At 67.5% G+C, this 18,450-nt stretch carries 18 protein-coding genes and 7 pseudogenes; 15 read left to right on the top strand and 10 right to left on the bottom strand.

Annotated features, from left to right (window positions below; genetic code table 11):
- Window positions 1–1,009 precede the first annotated feature (1,009 nt).
- The 3 genes and pseudogenes from ACFVT1_RS13470 to ACFVT1_RS13480 all read right to left on the bottom strand — a co-directional run bounded on the left by ACFVT1_RS13470 (window position 1,010) and on the right by ACFVT1_RS13480 (window position 3,494).
- Window positions 1,010–1,153, bottom strand: a complete 144-nt coding sequence (locus ACFVT1_RS13470; RefSeq protein ID WP_389794769.1) for a hypothetical protein — start codon at window positions 1,151–1,153, stop codon at window positions 1,010–1,012.
- Window positions 1,154–1,388: 235 nt separating this feature from the next.
- Window positions 1,389–2,670: pseudogene (locus ACFVT1_RS13475) on the bottom strand (tyrosine-type recombinase/integrase); the annotation flags it as partial.
- Window positions 2,671–2,696: 26 nt separating this feature from the next.
- Window positions 2,697–3,494 (bottom strand): hypothetical protein, encoded by a 798-nt coding sequence (locus ACFVT1_RS13480; RefSeq protein WP_389795505.1) that lies wholly within the window; start codon window positions 3,492–3,494, stop codon window positions 2,697–2,699.
- A 474-nt stretch (window positions 3,495–3,968) separates the two neighbouring features.
- Here ACFVT1_RS13480 and ACFVT1_RS13485 point away from each other — a divergent pair, with 474 nt between their 5' ends.
- The 4 genes from ACFVT1_RS13485 to ACFVT1_RS13500 all read left to right on the top strand — a co-directional run bounded on the left by ACFVT1_RS13485 (window position 3,969) and on the right by ACFVT1_RS13500 (window position 7,567).
- Window positions 3,969–5,150: an ISAs1 family transposase gene (locus tag ACFVT1_RS13485; RefSeq protein WP_389794771.1), complete on the top strand. Its 1,182-nt coding sequence runs from the start codon at window positions 3,969–3,971 to the stop codon at window positions 5,148–5,150.
- Window positions 5,151–5,292: 142 nt separating this feature from the next.
- Window positions 5,293–5,646 carry an ArsR/SmtB family transcription factor gene (locus ACFVT1_RS13490; protein ID WP_389794772.1) on the top strand — a complete coding sequence of 118 codons (354 nt, stop codon included), beginning with the start codon at window positions 5,293–5,295 and terminating at the stop codon, window positions 5,644–5,646.
- Window positions 5,643–6,104 (top strand): SRPBCC family protein, encoded by a 462-nt coding sequence (locus ACFVT1_RS13495; protein WP_389794774.1) that lies wholly within the window; start codon window positions 5,643–5,645, stop codon window positions 6,102–6,104. The genes ACFVT1_RS13490 and ACFVT1_RS13495 overlap by 4 nt, the downstream gene beginning before the upstream one ends.
- Window positions 6,104–7,567: an MFS transporter gene (locus ACFVT1_RS13500; protein ID WP_389794775.1), complete on the top strand. Its 1,464-nt coding sequence runs from the start codon at window positions 6,104–6,106 to the stop codon at window positions 7,565–7,567. The genes ACFVT1_RS13495 and ACFVT1_RS13500 overlap by 1 nt, the downstream gene beginning before the upstream one ends.
- A 107-nt stretch (window positions 7,568–7,674) precedes the next feature.
- Here ACFVT1_RS13500 and ACFVT1_RS13505 read toward each other — a convergent pair.
- Window positions 7,675–8,055: pseudogene (locus ACFVT1_RS13505) on the bottom strand (Tn3 family transposase); the annotation flags it as partial.
- 432 nt (window positions 8,056–8,487) lie between these two features.
- Here ACFVT1_RS13505 and ACFVT1_RS13510 point away from each other — a divergent pair.
- The 3 genes and pseudogenes from ACFVT1_RS13510 to ACFVT1_RS13520 form a co-directional block, all read left to right on the top strand.
- Window positions 8,488–8,780: pseudogene (locus ACFVT1_RS13510) on the top strand (transposase); the annotation flags it as partial.
- A gap of 32 nt (window positions 8,781–8,812) precedes the next feature.
- Window positions 8,813–9,079 carry a hypothetical protein gene (locus ACFVT1_RS13515; protein ID WP_389794776.1) on the top strand — a complete coding sequence of 89 codons (267 nt, stop codon included), beginning with the start codon at window positions 8,813–8,815 and terminating at the stop codon, window positions 9,077–9,079.
- 199 nt (window positions 9,080–9,278) lie between these two features.
- Window positions 9,279–9,569: pseudogene (locus ACFVT1_RS13520) on the top strand (hypothetical protein); the annotation flags it as partial.
- Window positions 9,570–10,153: 584 nt separating this feature from the next.
- On the opposite strand, the gene ACFVT1_RS13525 reads toward ACFVT1_RS13520, so the two are convergent.
- On the bottom strand, window positions 10,154–10,696 hold the full coding sequence (locus tag ACFVT1_RS13525; protein WP_389795460.1) for a GNAT family N-acetyltransferase: 543 nt from the start codon (window positions 10,694–10,696) through the stop codon (window positions 10,154–10,156).
- A 197-nt stretch (window positions 10,697–10,893) separates the two neighbouring features.
- On the opposite strand from ACFVT1_RS13525, the gene ACFVT1_RS13530 reads away from it, so the two are divergent.
- Both ACFVT1_RS13530 and ACFVT1_RS13535 read left to right on the top strand, forming a co-directional pair.
- Window positions 10,894–11,418 carry a GNAT family N-acetyltransferase gene (locus ACFVT1_RS13530; protein ID WP_389794777.1) on the top strand — a complete coding sequence of 175 codons (525 nt, stop codon included), beginning with the start codon at window positions 10,894–10,896 and terminating at the stop codon, window positions 11,416–11,418.
- A 102-nt stretch (window positions 11,419–11,520) separates the two neighbouring features.
- A complete protein-coding gene (locus ACFVT1_RS13535; RefSeq protein ID WP_389794779.1) occupies window positions 11,521–11,688 on the top strand; it encodes a hypothetical protein in 168 nt (55 codons plus the stop codon).
- Between the two features lie 417 nt (window positions 11,689–12,105).
- On the opposite strand, the pseudogene ACFVT1_RS13540 reads toward ACFVT1_RS13535, so the two are convergent.
- Window positions 12,106–12,204, bottom strand: a pseudogene (locus tag ACFVT1_RS13540) (ATP-binding protein); the annotation flags it as partial.
- Window positions 12,205–12,367: 163 nt separating this feature from the next.
- On the opposite strand from ACFVT1_RS13540, the gene ACFVT1_RS13545 reads away from it, so the two are divergent.
- Window positions 12,368–12,847, top strand: a complete 480-nt coding sequence (locus ACFVT1_RS13545; protein WP_389794780.1) for a hypothetical protein — start codon at window positions 12,368–12,370, stop codon at window positions 12,845–12,847.
- Between the two features lie 466 nt (window positions 12,848–13,313).
- Here the strand turns inward: ACFVT1_RS13545 and ACFVT1_RS13550 are convergent, their stop codons facing one another.
- A complete protein-coding gene (locus ACFVT1_RS13550; RefSeq protein ID WP_389794782.1) occupies window positions 13,314–13,412 on the bottom strand; it encodes a hypothetical protein in 99 nt (32 codons plus the stop codon).
- A gap of 260 nt (window positions 13,413–13,672) precedes the next feature.
- On the opposite strand from ACFVT1_RS13550, the gene ACFVT1_RS13555 reads away from it, so the two are divergent.
- From ACFVT1_RS13555 to ACFVT1_RS13575, 5 genes and pseudogenes are all read left to right on the top strand, one after another.
- A complete protein-coding gene (locus tag ACFVT1_RS13555) occupies window positions 13,673–13,927 on the top strand; it encodes a hypothetical protein (protein WP_389794783.1) in 255 nt (84 codons plus the stop codon).
- Complete coding sequence (locus tag ACFVT1_RS13560) at window positions 13,924–14,559, top strand: DUF1707 domain-containing protein (protein ID WP_389794785.1); 636 nt, start codon at window positions 13,924–13,926, stop codon at window positions 14,557–14,559. Before ACFVT1_RS13555 ends, ACFVT1_RS13560 begins: the two co-directional genes overlap by 4 nt.
- Window positions 14,560–14,719: 160 nt before the next feature.
- Window positions 14,720–14,846 (top strand): annotated as a pseudogene (locus ACFVT1_RS13565) (IS5/IS1182 family transposase); the annotation flags it as partial.
- Between the two features lie 730 nt (window positions 14,847–15,576).
- Window positions 15,577–16,179 carry a GNAT family N-acetyltransferase gene (locus ACFVT1_RS13570; RefSeq protein WP_389795462.1) on the top strand — a complete coding sequence of 201 codons (603 nt, stop codon included), beginning with the start codon at window positions 15,577–15,579 and terminating at the stop codon, window positions 16,177–16,179.
- A gap of 151 nt (window positions 16,180–16,330) precedes the next feature.
- Complete coding sequence (locus tag ACFVT1_RS13575) at window positions 16,331–16,570, top strand: hypothetical protein (RefSeq protein WP_389794787.1); 240 nt, start codon at window positions 16,331–16,333, stop codon at window positions 16,568–16,570.
- Between the two features lie 41 nt (window positions 16,571–16,611).
- Here ACFVT1_RS13575 and ACFVT1_RS13580 read toward each other — a convergent pair whose 3' ends face one another.
- The 3 genes and pseudogenes from ACFVT1_RS13580 to ACFVT1_RS13590 all read right to left on the bottom strand — a co-directional run.
- A complete protein-coding gene (locus tag ACFVT1_RS13580; RefSeq protein WP_389794788.1) occupies window positions 16,612–16,794 on the bottom strand; it encodes a hypothetical protein in 183 nt (60 codons plus the stop codon).
- A gap of 159 nt (window positions 16,795–16,953) precedes the next feature.
- Entirely contained in the window at window positions 16,954–17,646 is a 693-nt protein-coding gene (locus ACFVT1_RS13585; protein ID WP_389794790.1) for a class I SAM-dependent methyltransferase, read from the bottom strand.
- 284 nt (window positions 17,647–17,930) lie between these two features.
- Window positions 17,931–18,303: pseudogene (locus ACFVT1_RS13590) on the bottom strand (maleylpyruvate isomerase); the annotation flags it as partial.
- Window positions 18,304–18,450 lie beyond the last annotated feature (147 nt).

The raw sequence follows: 18,450 nt of genomic DNA on the forward strand, positions 1-18,450 counted from the left end.
CGGAGTGTCCAGGACGTTGCCGGCGGTGAACGGACCGTGGTGGGGTGAACGGAACCCGGCGAGTTCCGCGCCGACAGGAAGGTAGTGACCGTCCCAGGGCACCAGGGGCAGGGGCTTGATCGGACGATCGGCACGCTGTGCCGCGGCTCCGGAGAGCTCCTCGCGGATGTAGGTGTAGGTGTGGTCGAGATCCCTGCTACGGATACGCGGGTCGGCCTGCCAGCTGGCTGCCAATTCCTGCCAGAAGGCGACGGACCCGGTCTGTGGCAACTGCCTGCCCGCGTACACGCCCTTCTTCTCGGCCAGGTTCACGGCCGGGTTCACGGACAGGCTTTCGCAGCCCAGTCCGCAGGCGAAACGGTACAGGCGACCAGCTGCTCCTACAGACAGGTCGGACACCACCGCGATGACGTTGAAGCCGGTACCAGCGCGTCGCAGCGCATCGATGCCGCGCATGGCCTGCTCGTGCTCGGGTGTCCCGCCCAGTCCGTCCGTGAGGCGTTCGCCTCACCAGGGCCGTCGATATTCACGGTCACTTGGACGGGGACCTGCGCGAACACCTCGCACCACGCATCGTTGATACGGGTGGCGTTCGTCGTCACCTTATGAGCCGCGGAATGCGTCTCACCCGGCCCGAAAGGTGCCACCAGGGAACGGAAGTGGGCCGGGGCCACCGCCAGCGGTTCCCCGCCGTGCCACGCCACGCTCACCGGATGCCGTCTGGACCACTCCCGGACGCCGGTCGCCACGGCCTCGGCGACCTCCACACTCATATGCCGCGCTACCTTCCGATCGGGCAGGCAGGCAGCAGAGATTGCACGAGGTAGTCGGCTGCATCAACACGGCCGACGCCGACCCGGCCAGCCTCACCCGACCCGCTTGCATGGCCCCCGTGACATCAGGATCCACCTGACGAGCCGCGACATTCGAGAGGGGCATGGCCATGCCTCCACCGTTTCGGAATCGGCCTTGGGGACCATCGGTACAGCCGTTGGCGCTAAGCCCTTGATCATGGTCGCTGGCTGCGGGTCTCCGCGTTCGGGTGGGACTGGGCCTGGAGGCGTTCGCGGAGGTCGATCTCTTCGGGGGTGAGCGGGTCCTCGGGGCGGCGGATGCGTACGGACTTGGGCCTGAGCGGCAGGCCGTCGTCCACCGTGGCGGCCTCGGCTTCGGCCAGGGCCCGGTAAAGGGAGGCGACCGATGGGGACTGCCAAGGGCGATGCTGCTACCTGCTGCTTTACCCGGAGTCCAAGGGGCCTCCGGAGCCGTGTGCGCAGGTTCGAATCCTGCCGGGGGCACTCGCCTAGGACCAGCAGAAATCATGCGCTGACCAGGGCGGATGCCGACATGAGAGAGCGGGAGTCAGTCTCACTGACTCCCGCTCTTTGTCATTGCCTCTCAGTGATCGCGACACACCTCCGACACACCTCTCGGGCCGTGTCGCCCTCCTCCAGCGCCTTTGTGGTCTTCGCGTTGGCCGCTTCCTCGGGGCCGTCGATGCAGCCGTGATACCGGCGGTGGATCACCTCCGGGGAGTTGCCGACCCGACGGGCCACCTCCGCGATCGGTACTCCCGCGTTCAGCCAGCGCGTGATGCAGGCGTGGCGCAGGTCGTACGGGCGCCCAGCCAAGGGTGAGTCGACGCGTTCCGGCGGGAGGGCGTACCCCTAGCCTCCTCCCACACGCGCCAGTAGGTGGATGAACCGACCACTCCCCCGCGCTCGTTACCGAACACGCGCCCCTCCTTAGCCGTCCCGAACTCATCCAGGTGGGCCCGGAGAAGCCCGACCAGGACGGACGGGATAGGTACCGGTCGGTCGCTGGACGCCTCCCGAGCCTTCAACCCCCGGCGGTCATGCCGCTCCCCCGAGTCGGTCCACTGCTTGCCAGAGACAGGGCGAGTCTCCCTCAGCGTCAGCGTGCCCCAGCCCTTCTCAGGTAGATGGCAGTCCGACAGCCGCAGCCCGACCGCTTCGGCCGGCCGCAGCCCCGCGTAGTACAGAACGGCGTAGAAGGCCACCAGACGACGTCCCCGGCAGCGGTCCCACGACCCGACGTAGGAAACCGCCGTGAGCAACTGCCGTCCCTGGACGGCGTTCACGAGGACGCGCCGGTCCACCACGTCATGGGAGCCGACGTGCTTCCGGCGGGCCCGCTGGAGCGGACTCTCCGGAAGCTCCCCCGCGGCCACGGCGTGTTCGAGGGCGGTGTTCAGGGCGCGGCGGCGCCGCTTGTAGGTGTCGCCGACCGCCGGGGTGCCGTCCAGCCGGTAGCTGAGGCGGTACAGCACGTCCTCGAACACCCCCGCGTTGACCAGGTCGACGACCGGCCGGTCCGCGGTCGTGAGCCAGTCGTACGCGACCTTCGGAGCGCCAGCCGAAGAGACTGGTCGTCAGGCGCGCCGTCCCCGCGCCGCACCATGGCGAGCGCCACGGCCGCGAGTCCGTCCGCCATGCCCTCGCGGGACTTGGCCGCGCTCGTGCGCCATCGGCCGGCCACATACCTCCGGCAGAACTCGAACCACCGCAACGGCGCTTTGGCCTCAGCCTCTTCGGCTGCTTCGGCCGCCGCGCGCACCTCGGACTCCGGCAGGCCGGATTCGATCTCGAATGCCTCGCCGCGCCGGTTCATGGCCTGCCACAGCTCCGACCGTCGGCTCTCCGCAAGCGCGGAAGCCGTCTCGGGCCTCTCTCGGTCTAATTGCTCGTCCAGAGGGCGGCTGCGATCGAGTCCGCGGGGCCACCGATCCTGGTCCAGGAGGTCCCCTGGCCGTCCCAGCGGAACACGCCACCTCCGTCCGGGTTCGCACTCAGCCCGAAAATCGTTTCGGAGCTGACGGAGAATCCGACACCGGGACCGCCGACCTGTTCCCAGACGCCAGGGGATATCTCGGGGTTGTCTTCGGGGCTGACGTATTGAAATCCGAACAGGTTGCCGTTGTCCGGATTGGTGGCTGCGAGCCCCCAGTCCCCGCCGTAAAGCTGGCCGGCGGGGCCGCCGATCTTGGTCCAGGAGGTCCCCTGGCCGTCGTAGCGGTACACGCCGTCTGCGCCTATGCCGTAGACCGATTCCCCGGTGACGGCGAAGGAGGCACCGGGACCGCCGATGTGTTCCCAGTCGAGGGGACTGCCGAGGTACCGGAACAGGGCGCCGGTATCCGGATCGGTGGCCACCAGCCCCCAGTCCCCACCGTAGATGTGGCCCGCGGGGAGACCGACCTTGGTCCAGGAGGTCCCCTGGCCGTCGTAGCGGTACACGCCGTCTCCGCCTATGCCGTAAATCGAATCCCCCAACCAGGTGGCGGCGAAGGAGGCGCCGGGACCGCCGATTTGCTGCCAACTGTCGGGGCTGCCGAGGTACCGAAAAATGTTGCCGTTGTCCGGATTGGTGGCTGCGAGCCCCCAGTCCCCGCCGTAGAGCTGGGCCGCCGGACCGCCGACCTGGATCCAGGCCCCGTCGTGGTAGTGCCACACGCCGCTTTTGTCCGGACTCAAGGCGAATACACTATATTCCGTTCGGGTCATGGTGGTGGCCTCCTCGAGCGTTGACCAGCCGCGTACTGGAAGGTCAGACTCCGGTAGTGAGCCGCAAGGTGCGTCGAACTGGCCTGGTATAGCGCATCCCCAAAATTTGCTATCCGGCGCAGGAATGCCAAGAATGCGGGGCGCATCATGTATTCGTCTATCTCTCGCCAGATTCTGACGAGAGCACGGCTTCCCTCATTTGCGTATCGAATACATGTCCAAGGCTATCGCCGCATTCGGGCCGACGCACGCCAGTCGTCACCCCAGGGCCATTGCGTAGTTGCGATCGGTCCGGTTCGCCGGTCTCGCGTGTGGCATGACGTCATGTCCCGGCTTGGGCTGGCCCGGACCCGGGAAACAGAGCAGGCACGGCGCCGGTGATCATGTGGTTGTCGAGACCCATGAGAACCGAGCGAGACCGGGCCTGCCCGTACATCATCGCCCATGTCCACCAGGCTGGAACACCTACCCCTCCAGACTGCCCCGATCACCACAGAGGATGCCGCTGACCTGCGCCGATTCATCGGGCTGGTGCCCGATCCCCGCGGCCTGCGGGGGCGGCGGTATCCCGCCCTGGCGCTGCTGTGCGCGGCCGCTGCCGCGGTGCTCACCGGGGCCCGCTCTCTCATCGCGATCGGTGAATGGATCGCCGATGCCCCGCAGCCCGTCCTGGGTGTCCTCGGCTTCCCGGCCGACCCGCTCACCGGCATCCGGCCGGCGCCGCACGCCGCCACCGTTCGCCGCCTGCTCCAGCGTCTCGACGGCGATGCGCTGGACGCGGCCATCGGCGCATATCTCCAGGCAAGAACGCCACCGCCACAACGGTCCGAGCCGCCACCGAAGCCTGCGTTGCGCGCCGTCGCGGTTGACGGCAAGACGGTGCGCGGCTCCCGAACCGCCACCACCACAGCGATCCAGCTGCTGGCCGCGATGGACCACCACGGCGTGGTCCTGGCCCAGCGGCAGATCGCCTCCAAGAGCAACGAGATCCCTTCCTTCCAACCGCTGCTGGACAGCATCGACCTCAAGGACACCGTGTTGACCGGCGATGCCTTGCACACCCAGCACGGCCACGGCGCCTACCTCCGCAAGCACGGTGCCCACTACCTGGCCATCGTCAAGAAGAACCATCCCGGTCTGTATGCGCAGGTCAGAAAGCTTCCCTGGGCCGACATCCCGCTGGACCACCACACCCGCGACCGGGCCCACCACCGCGACAAGATCCGCCGGCTCAAGGTCGCCGCCTTCCTCCACCTCGACTATCCCGGCGCCCGCCAGGCCATTCAGGTCGTCCGCCGGCGCCGCGAGTTGAGCACCAGGAAACTGACCATCGAGCGGGTCTACCTGATCACCAGCCTGGGCTTCTTCGACGCCACACCGGCCCAACTCGCCGCCTGGATCAGGGGCCACTGGGGTATCGAAAACCTCCTGCACCACGTCCGCGACCGCACCTTCCGGGAGGACGACTCCAAGGTCCGCACCGGCACCCTGCCCCGCACCATGGCCAGTCTGCGCAACCTCGCCATCAGCGTCTTCCGCCAGAACGACGAGACCAACATCGCCGCCGCTCTCCGCCGCACCAGCCGTGACTACCGCCGACCGCTGTCGGACCTCGGTCTCACGTGATCAACCCGGACAGATCCCGAACATGCAATGACCCTGGCGCGCACCCCCGGACGAGACGTATGCGAGGGAACGGCACCCCCCGACGGGAGAAAAGTTAACCAAATACTTGACTATTCGCTGCCGGCATCGAATAGTTAGGTGCATGCTTAACCAAGCTGGTTCGTTGGACCGGGTTTTCCAAGCGCTGGCGGACGCGACTCGCCGGGACATCGTTGAGCGGTTGATCCGCGGGCCTGCCTCGGTCAGTGAGCTGGCCCGGCCGCTGGCCATGTCGCTGCCAGCGGTGATGCAGCACCTACAGGTACTGGAGGCGTGCGGACTGGTCCGGTCTGAGAAAGCCGGAAGAGTACGCACCTGCTACATCGAGCCGGGTGTGCTGCGAATGGCCGAGGACTGGATCGCTGCGCAGCGCACTGCCTGGGAACACCGCCTCGATCGCCTCGGCGACTACCTGACCGAACACTGCGACAGCCCAGATCAAGGGAGCACACAATGACCGATCGCGTGGTCACGCATGCCACGTTCACCCTCGAACGCCTCTACGCGGCCTCACCGGCCACAGTGTTCGCCGCGTGGGCCGTCCCCGAAGCAAAGGCCCGCTGGTTCGCCGGCCTCGACGCCGAGCACGAGCTTGATTTCCGCGTCGGTGGGCGGGAGGTCAACCGCGGCCGCTCAGGCGGTGGGCCGGTGCTGACTTTCGAGTCCTGGTACCGCGACATCGTCCAGGACGAGCGGATCGTCTACACCTCCACTCTGTCCGAGGGGCAAGACCTTGCGACAGTGTCGCTGACGACGGTGGAGATCCTCCCTGAGGGTGGTGGCACCCGGCTGCTACTCACCGAGCAGAGCACCTTCCTCGACGGCCGCGAAGAACCAAGCTGGCGGGAGCAGGGCACCGGCAAGTGGCTTGACGCGCTCGCCGCCGAACTGCTGCGAAGCATCGAGCAACAGTGATGACCACGAGCAACCTTTCGCAGACTCGCCGTTGGCAGGTGCTGGCGCTGCTGGGCACGGCGTTCTTCATGACGATTCTGGACGGCACCAGCCTGCTCGCCGCTCTGCCCGCGATCGAAGGCCACCTTCGCCTGCACGGTCCTGCCATCCAATGGACCGTGACGGCCTACGCGCTGGCCTTCAGCGGGCTGCTGTTGTTATGCGGCCGCGCTGCGGATCTGCTGGGCCGTCGGCGAGTGTTCATCGCCGGGATGGTGCTGCGGGTCGTGGCCTCGCTGGCGTGCGGGCTCGCTCCATCCATCCAGGCCCTGGTGGCCGCCCGGGCGGTGCAGGGCGTCTCGGCCGCGATCATCGCTCCGGCCGCGTTGTCGATGGTCATGAACACTTTCCCCGAAGGGATCGAGCGGAACAAGGCGCTCGGTATCTGGGGCGGTCTCGGCGGGTTCGGCGCCACCGCCGGTCTACTACTGGGCGGCATCATCACCGATACCTTCGGCTGGCAGTGGGTGTTCTGGGTCAACGTCCCGGTCGGGACCCTCGTGCTGGTGCTCGCCCCCGCCATGCTGCGCGAAAGCCGGGACCGAGCACGCTCCCGTTCCTTCGATATCCCTGGTGCGCTGACCATCGCCCCAGCACTCGTTCTGCTCGTATACGTGATCACCCGGGTGCCGACATCCGGGTGGGCGAATGGACAGAGCATCGGGCTACTGGCCGCCGTGGCCGTGCTGGTCTGCATGTTCGTCCTGATAGAGAAGCGATCGGTGGCCCCGCTCGTTTCCTTTCAGTCGCTGCGCTCGCGCATGCTGATCGGCGGCAACCTTCTCCTGCTCATCGCCGGCATGACCGTCGACGGCATGCTCGTCACCCTCACCTCTTTCGTGCAGCAGGTGCTCGGCTGGCCGGCGGCGCAGTTCGGGCTGGCGGCCGCGGTGATGACCGTCACCGCGGCCGCAGGCGCACTGCTGAGCCAACGGATCGTGCCCAGGCTCAGCCTGGGGCGGGTAGCTGCCGCCGGGACCGTCCTGCTCGGTTGTGGCTGCCTGCTGCTCACCCGCATACCGGCCGGTGGCCCGATGAGTCTTCTGCCGGCGGCCCTGTTCTTGTTCGGGGCGGGAATGGGCGCCGTTACGGTATGCGCACAGATCGCCGCGCTGACCGGCGTCACCGAAAAGGACTCAGGCCTGGCCGCCGGCCTCGCCGACACCTCCTTCGCCGTCGGCACCGCCGTCGGCACTGCCATCTGCACCAGCGTCGCCGCCGCCCGCACGTCCGCGATCGGTGGCCCGACAACGCTCGCACTCACCACCGGGCAGCATGCCGCGTTTGGGGCAGCTGGCGTCTTCGCCGTTCTCGCCTTGATCACCGCGTTGACGCTCCTCAGCAAGCGATCCGGCCTATCCCGCAGTGTGTCGGCAGACGCAAGCGAGAACGTATCTACCAGGGCACCGTCAACCTCACCTTGATCTACGGGACACACCCTGGCTCCCTCCTGGCGTGCTTCCTGTTCCGCATTCCATGGAGGGCCGGACCCGAATCCGGCGACAAGGCCCCAGCCTCACCAGCGAACCCCTGCGCCGAGGTCCTCGGTGTCGCTGCGGGTGCGGACGGCACCGGGCTGCACCTCGACGCTGATCTTCGCGTCGGCGCCGGCCTCCTCCAGCCGCTCGGCCATCTGCTTCCACGCTGCGTCCAACACCTCGACCAAGTCCTTGAGATGCTGCTCGGCGTCCTCATCCAGGCTCAGGCCCGCCAGGACATCCTCACGCACCGCCTCCCACTCCTTGCCCTGAAGCAGGCGGGCACGCGGGTGGGACCAGCGGTGCGAGGGGGAGGCGCAGATGTCGCGGCGCTTGAGCGCCCGGAAGAGCTGCTCCAGCACGCACACCACGTACGCGTCCCGGTCCACTGCTCCCTCTGAGGGTATCGCCGCGGCGAACAATCTCGCTGCGGGGCAGAAGTCCGAGCAGAAGGCGCAGGGGATCGGGGAGGCGCCGGACGACACGAAGTGCAAGGTGTCGAAGGTGACTCGGTTCCCGTCCGGCGGGTGACGGCGCCTTCCGTCTGAGCGCGTCGGCGCCCCGTCATCCGGTGTGGTGGCGGGGCGTTGCCGGTGTTCGACGCCACACGAACCGGTCCGGACGGTCTCTACGGCGAATCAAGGAGCACTTCGAGCAGTCGATCGAGCGTGAGGAGACGATCTCCGTGCGCCTGGCAAACGACGTGGGGCAAGGGCGGCATATCGGGGTCGGCCGCCCGGTCCTGGTCGTCACGCAGACATCCCAACTCGTCGGGCCGGTGGTTGAGGTGGATCAGACCTGATTGCCGGCCGACCTGTTCGCCCTGTCGCACTGGGTGACGCACGACAAGTCCACTACCTCGCCACGTCCGGCTCGCCCACCCGCCGGCCACCACCTTACGGCGGCCCTGGGAGAAGCCGGCCGAGCCGAACAGACTGGCACCCGCCCGCGTTCGCAGAGACCTTGGAAACCTGCACGCGAAGACCGGCTCCCCGGCTGGTGTACCGAAACCGGGCCGGCCCGGACCAGGCCGGCCCCCGGGTTCGAAGAACCAGTCCCAAGCCACCGGCATGACGTGGGCAGAATCCGCGCCACCGGCGAGGCATACAGTCGACCCGCCCACCACAAGGTCGGCACCAATCCCCGCAGTTCGGGCTGACAAGCGACATCGAGGATCAGCACACTGAGCACATGCGATACGCGGAGAAAGCGAAGCTCACCTTCGCGAGAGCCTTGGCCCCGGTGGCCATCCTTGTCACCTCACCCATACTGCTGATAGCCGGAGCGACAGTCCGCCGCCGATACCTCCGCTACGTCTACCGGGACGAGGCCCGACACATCCTGGACAAGGAGCGGGGCCGGATCAGCGTCCACTGGTTCGTGGTCACCAACCCCGCTCTCGATTGGCTCTGCTGGCCCACAGAGGCACTCGTCCGACTCGTCTCGCGCCGAGGTTGAACGACAAGACGAGGCGTATTGACCCACAGCGTTGTTCACACGGCTGATCGGAGGCTGGCCTCCGAGTGCGGTGTGGCAGCGGTGGTGGCTGTAGATGTGCAGGAGCCTGCCAGGCCCGCAGGCGTGGGCGCTTCGGTTCCGGATCATCCTGGCTTGCGCTGAGGGCGCCTCGAACAAAGACGTTGCTGCTCAACTCGCCCCCCGGTTTCACCTGCACTTCACCCCGACCGGCCCGTCCTGGCTGAACCACGTTCAGCAATGGTTCGCCGAGCTGACCAACCAGCAGATATGGCGAGGCGTCCACAGATCCGTCCAGGCCCTGGAAAAAGACATCCGCAACTGGATCGCCGCCTGGAACACCGCCCCGAAGCCTTACGTCTGGACGAAGACCGTCGGTGAAATCCTCGAACGCCTCGCCAGCTATCCGAACAGAATTCCCGACTCCGAACATGGGGGCGTGTATCGAAAGCGGATCATTAACGTTGGGTGATCGTGGTTCATGGCACAGGGAGATCTCACAGACAAGCAGTGGGCGGTGCCGGAGCCGTTGTTGCCGACGGGCCGCAAACCCGACGGACCGCGGGTGTGGTCGCGGCGGCAGTCGACCGACGGCATTCGATTCCGGATCCGTACCGCATCCCATGGTGGGCGTGCCCTGGGGTCGGATCTACGGCCTGTTCCGCCGTGGCAACGGGACGGCTCCTGGCACCGGATCCTCTCCCTGCTCCAGTCCCGGGCCGACACGGAAGGCGCCCTCGCCCTGGTTCAGGCCGGCCCCGGACCCAGCACCAGCGGGTACGCGCGGACGGACGAGGCGTATGCGTCCCGTAGCAACCGCATCCACCTGCGTAGGCGCGGCATCCGCTGCACCATCCCGTACAAGGCCGACCGGTCCGGCAACCGCAAAAAGCCCGGATCCCGAGGCGATCGCCCTCCAGCATTCGACCGGGTCGACCACCTCAAGCGCTCACGCGGGTCGAGTGCGGCATCAACCGCCCGAAGAGGTACCGGGGCGTGGCCACCCGGTACGAGAACTTGGCAGTCCGCCACGAAGTACTGTCCTCGTCGCCGCCATCAACGAGTGGCTGTGGCGTACCTGTCCGACGTCAGCTCGAAGATGCGTACTCGTCGGCTACAGCTGGGATCGACGGTCTCATGGAACGGATGCATCCCGAGTTTGGCCATGACCCGTTCAGAAGCATCGTGGCCCACCTGAGCAATGCTGATGATTCGCTCCAGCTCCCGGTCCTCGAACCCGAACCGAACCGTTGCAGCAGCGGCCTCGGTGGCCAGGCCCTGTCCCCAGTGGGCACGTCCCAACCGCCAGCCGATCTCGACCGCCGGCAGTACTTCCGGGAGGAAGTCGGGAATTGAAAGGCCGGTGAACCCGGCCAGCTCGCGGGTGGAGCGGATCTCTACGGCGAACAGGCCGAAGCCCTGTACCTCCCACCCGCGCTCCATCGCCTCGATTCCACTGCGGGTCTGCTGTTCGTCACGAACGCTGCCATCACCGATCCAGCGCATGACTTCTGGGTCGGCATTGACGGCGGCCAGGGGAGCAACATCCTCCTCTCGCCAGCGACGAAGATGCAGACGGGGAGTCTCAAGCATGACCATCCGAGCATTATGGACCAGCCTTGAGCGTTCCTTGTGCTGGGTCCGCAACTGGGCTTCGATCTCAGAGGCTTGGCCATCACGCCTTTCTCCGACAGCAACACCGGCTTCCTGTTTCATTCCCCTACTCAACTTCCTTCTTCCGCAGGCCCCTTGCAGCCGGTCGGCGCAGGGGTTGACACTCGTGCGAAGATCGCGCCGTGAATGCTCTACGCTTCCGTCTCGCTCACGACACGGATCTTGCCGCCGTCGTGCGTCTGCGCGACGACGCTGCCCGCTGGATGCTTGCCAAGGGCGTCACCGGTCAGTGGCGGCCCGGTGAACTGGGCGTGGATCACTTCCGCCGGATCATGGAGAACGGGGAGGTATGGCTCGCGGAGGCTGCCGATCGTGTGGTCGGGGCCTGGGAGCTGTGGTGGGAGGACGAGGAGGCGTGGGGGCCACAGCTGCCGACGGCCGGCTATGTGCACCGGCTGATGGTGGATCACAGCAGTGTGCCGCCCGGGACGGGACGGCAGCTCCTGCGGGTCGCGGAGCACCGCGTGGCCGAGGCGGGCCGACCGTTGGTACGTCTGGACTGCCTGGCCGACAACGTCCCCCTGACTGCGTACTACCTCAACGCCGGCTATCAGGTTGTCAGGCATAAGGAGGGCAAGCCGCAGCCGGGCGGTACGCCCAAGTCCTTCACGCTCCTCGAAAAGTCCCTACGGGACGGAGAAGAATAGGAGTCTTGCGCGCTCGTCGTGGTCGAAGGAGAGTGACGGAATGCCCTGGATTGCATCGGTGCCTGGTCAGCACCGTCCGGCAGGTGGTGCAGGTGCCGTCACGTGACCGGGCCCGCAGCCCAGATCGGCGACGGCCGGGCGTCGACGATCTCGCTGAGGTCAGGGGACGGCCGGCAGTTGAAGGCCCCGGTCCTGGTCGCGGACACAGGTTATGGCGTCAGCACCCGTTCCGGCTTGCGCTCAAGGGACGGCATCGGCCTGCTCGTGTGAGTGCTCCACCGAGTACGGACTTCTGCACACCGGATTTCGCCACCTCCTCCAGCCCAAAACCTCTCCACCGACCTCCTAAGCCCCGCGGAGTACGCTCGCTCCGAGAGGGGGCACATGGAATCAACCGGGACCCTGTTCATGGCCGCAGCCTGGGGAGTTCCACTCGTCAGCCTGCTGGGCGGCGTGATTGCCGTTGCAGCTTGCACACGTTGGCGCCGCCGGGCAATCAGCGCTCTGGAGAGGGCCGAGGAAAGGCAAGACGGACCTATCCTCCACGTACCCGATCGGTAGGAAGGTTGCAGGGAACCTGGGAGAACGACATCGAGGGCTCCAACGAAACCCAGATCGGCAACTTGGCAGGTCGAGACCGATCCAGTGACGCGATCTTCGGGCTGCGTCGATGCGGACTCGTCCAGGGGCAGCAAGCCGGCTCTTGAGGCGGCAGCGGGGACCGTTGATGGAGACGACTCCGCAGTGGTGGAGGAGACGGTCGAGGATGGTGGTGGCAAGGACCTCGTGGACAAGACCAGGTCGGTGAAGTCGCCCAGGCCCTTCGATTGGATCACCGGACTCCGTCCGTGTGTTGTGAACCTCCAACGGTGCTGGGGAGAGGGTCGATGAGAGGTGAGGGGGACAGGACGTGGCTGCTCGGGTTGGACATGCCGCTGGGGTGCTCGTGATGGCGGTGACGCTGCCGCTGGCCGGTTGCGACGGTAACGACGGCACCGGCGGCGATGGGAGTAAAGAGCGCGCGGCGGCTGCGATCGAGGCCGCTCGGGCCTATCAACAGGCCTCGGTGGATCAGGACTGGGAGGCCGCCTGCGAAGCCCGGACCGAACGCCTGCGGCAGAGTTTGGGGGCGGACACCATCGCCGAGTGCGTCGAGATCACGAGTGCGCCCCGGCTCGGCGACTACCCGGACGTGCGGGTGAGCACCGGTGAGGCGATCGAGGTCTTGGCTTTCGGTCCGCACCCGGCGGGAATCGGACTGCGGGTGACCTTGGAGTCCGGTGTGGCGGCACTCGGCATGACCATTCACACCGCGCTGCGGCTCGTTCCCGGCGAACGGGGTACGTGGCTCGTCGATCAGGCAGTCAACCTCTCCGAGACCGAGAGCACCGGCTCCAAGACCGTGCGCGCCGCGTTGGGCCGCGAGTGAGCCAGGGTCTGGCCTCGTCGGCCGGCTGCGCATACTGGGTCGGGCCTCGGCCAGGTGGGGCAGGCCAGCTTGGCTGCCGTGTTGCGGCTGCGGGTGGAGACCAGCTCGCTCAAGACCACTCCTTCATGCTCGGGTGAGTAGTGATGCGGCGGGCGCCGGTCAGCTCGTCATGGATACAACAGCCGTCGGCCGACCTCGACCTGAGCGGCCGCGGCCCGGTTCAGCAAGGCCAACAGCCATCCCGCTTCCACGCCGCCGTCCCGCAGACGGGGTGCGGGCACGTATCCGCCCGCCGTGACGCGACGGCTGGATCCGGTGGGCAGACCTTCCGAGTGCCGCTCGTCCACGCCCCGGGCGCCCCGGTCAACTGCCCGCAGGCGGATGGCCGGCAGTTTCTGTCCCTGGCCATCGGATGTAATGGCATGCAGGGGACCTGGGACTTCGTGGCCCTGATCTCGACCAGCTGTCACGGGCGGATCCGAAGCGCCGGCACCGAATAGAGGTTCGCTTCGACGGCGACGAGGCAGTCCTTTTCGACATGGTGGGGGTGCTGCTGGGCGACCATGTATGGAGTGGCCAGCAGGGGGCGAGGACCATGTGGTCGCGAACTGCTCGCAGACCGATGGCCTCGCCGTAGGTGCTACGGACCTTGGCCGGCTACAGCGGAACCCAGGCGATGAAGGCGGCGGTCAGCCCCTCGACGGAGGAGAAGGCGCCGCCGAGGCGGACTCCCCATACCGGGGCCCTTGCGGGATCGCACACGAGGTGTACGACGCCGCACACGGCCGGACACGAGATCCCCGGCAACAGGCCAGGAGCTGGGGAGTGAGCGCGCTGCGGATCCGCTGGGAGCTCGTCCCGGCCCGCCGCGAGGGCGGGACCCCGACGCAACTCCTCAAGCTGAACCAGTATTGCCGGGAGCGTGTTGGTCCGTTCGGATCGATGCAGATCACGGGGCACACGCTGGAACAGAACCGTCGCCGCAGTGACGCCCTGACCCCACGCCGCGACAGCCTCTCGCTCAGTCGCGATCACCGATCGTTGCGGGACTCCAGGCTGTCCACCAGAATGCAAGCATGACGGGTGAACTCCAGCCAGCTGACGACTCTTCCGGGCACGGCCCGACGCCCGAGCTGCGGGCATCCGACCGGGAGCGAGACCATGTCGTGGAGATCCTGCAGGTTGCGGCGGGCGATGGTCGGCTCACTGTGGCTGAGCTGGACGAGCGCTTGGACGCCGCGCTGTCCGCCCGTACCACCGGCGACCTGGCTCGGCTGACCGCCGACCTGCCCTCAGAGGGTTTGCCCCCACAAGCCAGGGATCTGGTCCAGATCGACCAGCGTTTCGGCGACGTCACACGCGCCGGCCGCTGGCTGGTTCCGCGTCGCATGGAGATCCGGCTGATGTTCGGCGAAGCGAAGCTCGACTTCACCCACGCCGTGATCACCCACCACACCCTGCACATCGATGTCGACCTGCGCATCGGAGGCAACCTGACCCTGGTGACCAGGCCCGGGATCGTCGTCGACACAGACGACCTGGTGCGCGGCAGCGGCGACATCAAGATCCGGCCTGCATCCGGCCCGGACACGCCCACTACCCTGCATGTGCAACTGACCGGACGGTCCCGCGGAGGCGACATCATCGCTCGACCCCCGCGACAGAAATTCTCGGCCTGGGTGCGCCGTACGCCGAGGAGCAACGGCCGCTGAAGACGGGTGCTCAGACATACGCTCATCCCTCGGCGGCGGGCCTCCGCCAATTCCGGAAACTGGCTGAACAGTGGGCAACCTGCCCATCTGGCATGCCTGGTCGACGGCGACGCCGTCGGCCTCGTCGGACAGCCCGCAATTGACGGTTGACGGTCACGTCGTTGACGAACGGCCGCTTGCGTGGATCACGCACGCTCGTCGGCATGCCCTGGGACTGGGAACGGCTCGTCCAGCACTCCCAGACACTGATCACCTGGGCTGCGGTCGCTCTCCTGACGCTCCGCATCATCTGCGGCACCGGGAGGATGAAGCCCCCTCCCCCGCATCCCGTCACGGATCCGTCCGGCGGCCGGTTCTCTTCACTCCCTGCCTCGACTTGAGATCAACGCCGTTCGAGCTCAGAAGCCGCTTCCGGGGGGATCGCCGAGGTAAGCCCAGAAGGGGCCACGGGATGATGCCGAAGTCTGAAGTGGGTCACCGTACGGTCTGCTGCTGGGCCCGGGGGCCGGGGAGTTCGCCGGCCCGGAGGGCGGCGAAGTCGGCGTGGGCCTGTTCGACGGCTTCGGGGTACGCCTCGCGCTGGGCATGCTCGACAAGCGTGCTGCTTGATGTCGTCCGCGTCCGACCGGTCGGTTGGGGAGGGCTGTTGAGGGGCCGTCCTGGGCCCGGTTTTCCGCACAGTGCAACCTTCTCGGAAGGGGGTGCGTCCCGTTTTTGAGTGAGAACGGTTCTATGCAAACCCGAACCGGTCTTGTCGATCTCCGGCGGACCGTTCTCGATCTTGCTCGGGCAAAGGACGGCGAGCTCAAGCGGTCAGCGCATCACCGCTGTTCAGAAGGTCAGCGTAGACCTCTGCCGGAGTGCGGTAGCCGTGGGTCCTGCGCGGACGGTGCTTGAGCTGCGGTCTGTGCGCCAAGCCGGTGAACGAGTCCTCTCTGGACTGGGGTGTCTGACACCCTCCCCTGGTCAAAATGCGTTGGCGAGGGATTCACCCGGTGGCAGGATGGCTCGGTGAACATGGCACAGAACCAGAAAGCCCCTGTCGTGCGCCCCATCACCGACGCCGACATTCCCACCGCGGTCGATACCCTCACCCGCGCCTTCGCCGACTACCCCTACACGCGGCATGTGATCGCAGCGGACGATCACGAGGAGCGGATCCGGCGGTTCCAGGAGTTGTGCCTGACCCGCATCGGCATGGTGTACGGCCGAGTCTGGGTCGCCGACGAAGGCCGCGCCGTGGCGGTCTGGGCCATTCCCGGCCAGGATCCCTCGCCCGCCTTCGCCGAACTCGGGCCGATCCTCGGCGAACTCAGCGGCGACCGGGCCGCCGCGTCCGCGGCCTTGGACGCGGCGGTTGCCCCGTACCGGCCACAGGAGCCGGGATGGTTCCTGGAAACCGTGGGAACTGCCCCCGAGGCCCAGGGGCAGGGCCTCGGCAGTGCGGTGCTGATTCCTGGCATCCAGGAGGCCGAGCGCGCTGGGTATCCAGCGTTCCTGGAGACCTCCAGCGAGGCGAACGTGCAATTCTACGAGCGCCTCGGCTTCAAGGTCACAGCCGATGTCCTGCTCCCCGACAACGGCCCCCGCACATGGTGCATGCGCAGGGACCCGCGCTGAGAACCTGAATTCCCACCTTCTACGGGGCCGTGCTCGGAGCACCTCGTCGTCCTCGTCCAACCCCCCGCGCATCCGGATCGCGCAGCGGGCACAGGAGGCCGGCTGCCGGGGCGGAGGCGGTGAAACCGTAGCGGCCGAGCACGTTGCCACCGTGCACAAGCCCGTCCGCCACGCCTGGGACACCGGCCGGAACGTCGACGCCGACCACATCCGTGGGCGACTGGAGCGGGCCCTGCTGCTCCTGGAGGTCGACGGCATGCTGTACGTGCGCAGCGGCAAGGCCCGGGACAACGGATGGCTGGCCGAGAACGTCGGCGAGGACCTGGCGGCGCCGTTCAGCCTGTGCCTGAAACACAGCATCCGGATCACCCTGCTCCCGGCCCGGCCGTAGCCCGCAACCAGGCTGGCCGCAGGCAATCACGCGCGGTGCGGTCAGACCCGGAGCCATGGGTGGTTCGGGCGAGGAGGCCCCAGCAGCAGCCCCGCCCGCTCCACCGCGCTCATCCCGTCGTGGATGCCCGCGCAGATCGACGCGTTGACCTCCTTGTGGATCACCGAGGCCATCGCGTCCAGGGTGGAGAACGCCGACAGCTCCAGTCCGGCCCTCACAGCCATCGCCAGTGGCTCAGACGCGGTGAATCAGCCGCTCGAACCGCGGGGCGGCGGGCCGCTCGATCGAGGTCGCAGTCCCGCCCCGGCCCCAGACGGCAGCCCGACATCACACCAACGAGGCCGAGCCGAACGGATGAGGGTTGCGGCCCCAAGGCACCAAGATCACCCCCTGGCCCCTCCTGGGCTTACCTCGGCAATCCCTCCTTCCGGCTTGCGGGCCATGAAGGTGGCGATCGTTCTCGTTGCTCCTTTGACAGGTTCCTCCACCACTTGCGCGCTGACGGCGAGTCCAGTCCGGCCCAGCAGTTCGGCGATCTGGGCCGGTGGCAGCAGATGGGACTCGTAGGTCACTGGATGGCCGCCGTAGGCATGCGCTGGACGCCGACACTCGCCGTTTCCCACATGGCCGACCATCATCAGATGGCCACCGGGCGCCAAAGTGCGATGGAACTCGGCGAACACGACCGGAAGCAATTCGGGCGGCGTGTGGTGAGTGGAGTAGTAGGCCAGGATGCCGCCGAGTTCGCCGTCGTCGAGCTCCAGCTCGGTCATTGAGCCCACGGTGAACCGCAGGTCCGGATAAGCCTCTCGGGCCAGGTCGATCATTTTCGACGACACGTCAACACCGAAGACCGGCACTCCCAGCTGGGCCAAGTGTGCCGTCACCTTGCCGGGGCCGCAGCCCAGATCCGCGACTGGTCCTCGATCGGAGGTCTCCACGATTTCGGCGAACGCGGCCAGCATCGCGCGTGACAACGGGTCGAGCTCGGCGGGGGTCGGCACGCGGGCGGCATAGTCGGCGGCGACGGTGTCGTACGACTCCCGGACCGCGGCGAGGTAGGCGGGTTCAGTCACGCCGCAAATCTAGACGAGAGGACTGACAGAGCCCGAGGGGCCAGCTGAAGCCGGCCCCACCCATGGAGAATTGCAAACAGGCGACCGCATACGGGAGTTGTCGTCACATGTCACGCCCGCATCAGCAGAGTCGAGAGTGTGATGGCTGCCTTGTAGGTTTCAGTGGTCTTGTCGTAGCCGGTCGCGATACCGCGCCCTGGCTTCAAGCCTCCTGGCGCGATCCGGTCCTGCTCGTGGTGCCTGGGCCCGGTTGCGGATGTCCCCCGGGGGTCTGGGCATGTGGCATCGCTGAGCGACGCCGGGAACGCGGTCCCGGCGATCTTCTCAGGCATCCCCCGCGACCCGGCAAGCCCCTCCGCGGACGGTTCCACCCTTCCGCGAGGTACGCGACCAGGTCGAGGCGGTGCAGCGTCCGCTCCAGGACGTACGCGGAGAGGTAGTCGCCCACGGTGAGGACCTCGTCGCGGGTACCGACCCGGAGGCCCCGGCCGGCGGGTTCGGCGGCGCGGTCGGCGGCGGAGCCGACGGTCCTCGACGTGGGACTTGAGGTGCCGAGGCTCCTCGTCCGCGGCGGACAGACGGACGATCAGCGCGTCGAGCGGGTCGTCCACCGGTCGGCGGCGTTTCGGCAACGTCCCAGTATGTCACCGCGTCGCGCGCACAGTCCCTCGCCGGCACCCCGTCACGGACCTCGGGCGCGTAGTCCCCCCGTAGCAGCAGTCCGATCGCCCGGTCCCGCTCCCGGACCGCGCCGCTGACCCAGGCAGAGCGCGAAGGCGTCGAGCCAGGTCCTCGTGGTGGGCA

It is taken from the genome of Streptomyces sp. NPDC057963 (assembly GCF_042887155.1).
Lineage (GTDB): Bacteria > Actinomycetota > Actinomycetes > Streptomycetales > Streptomycetaceae > Streptomyces.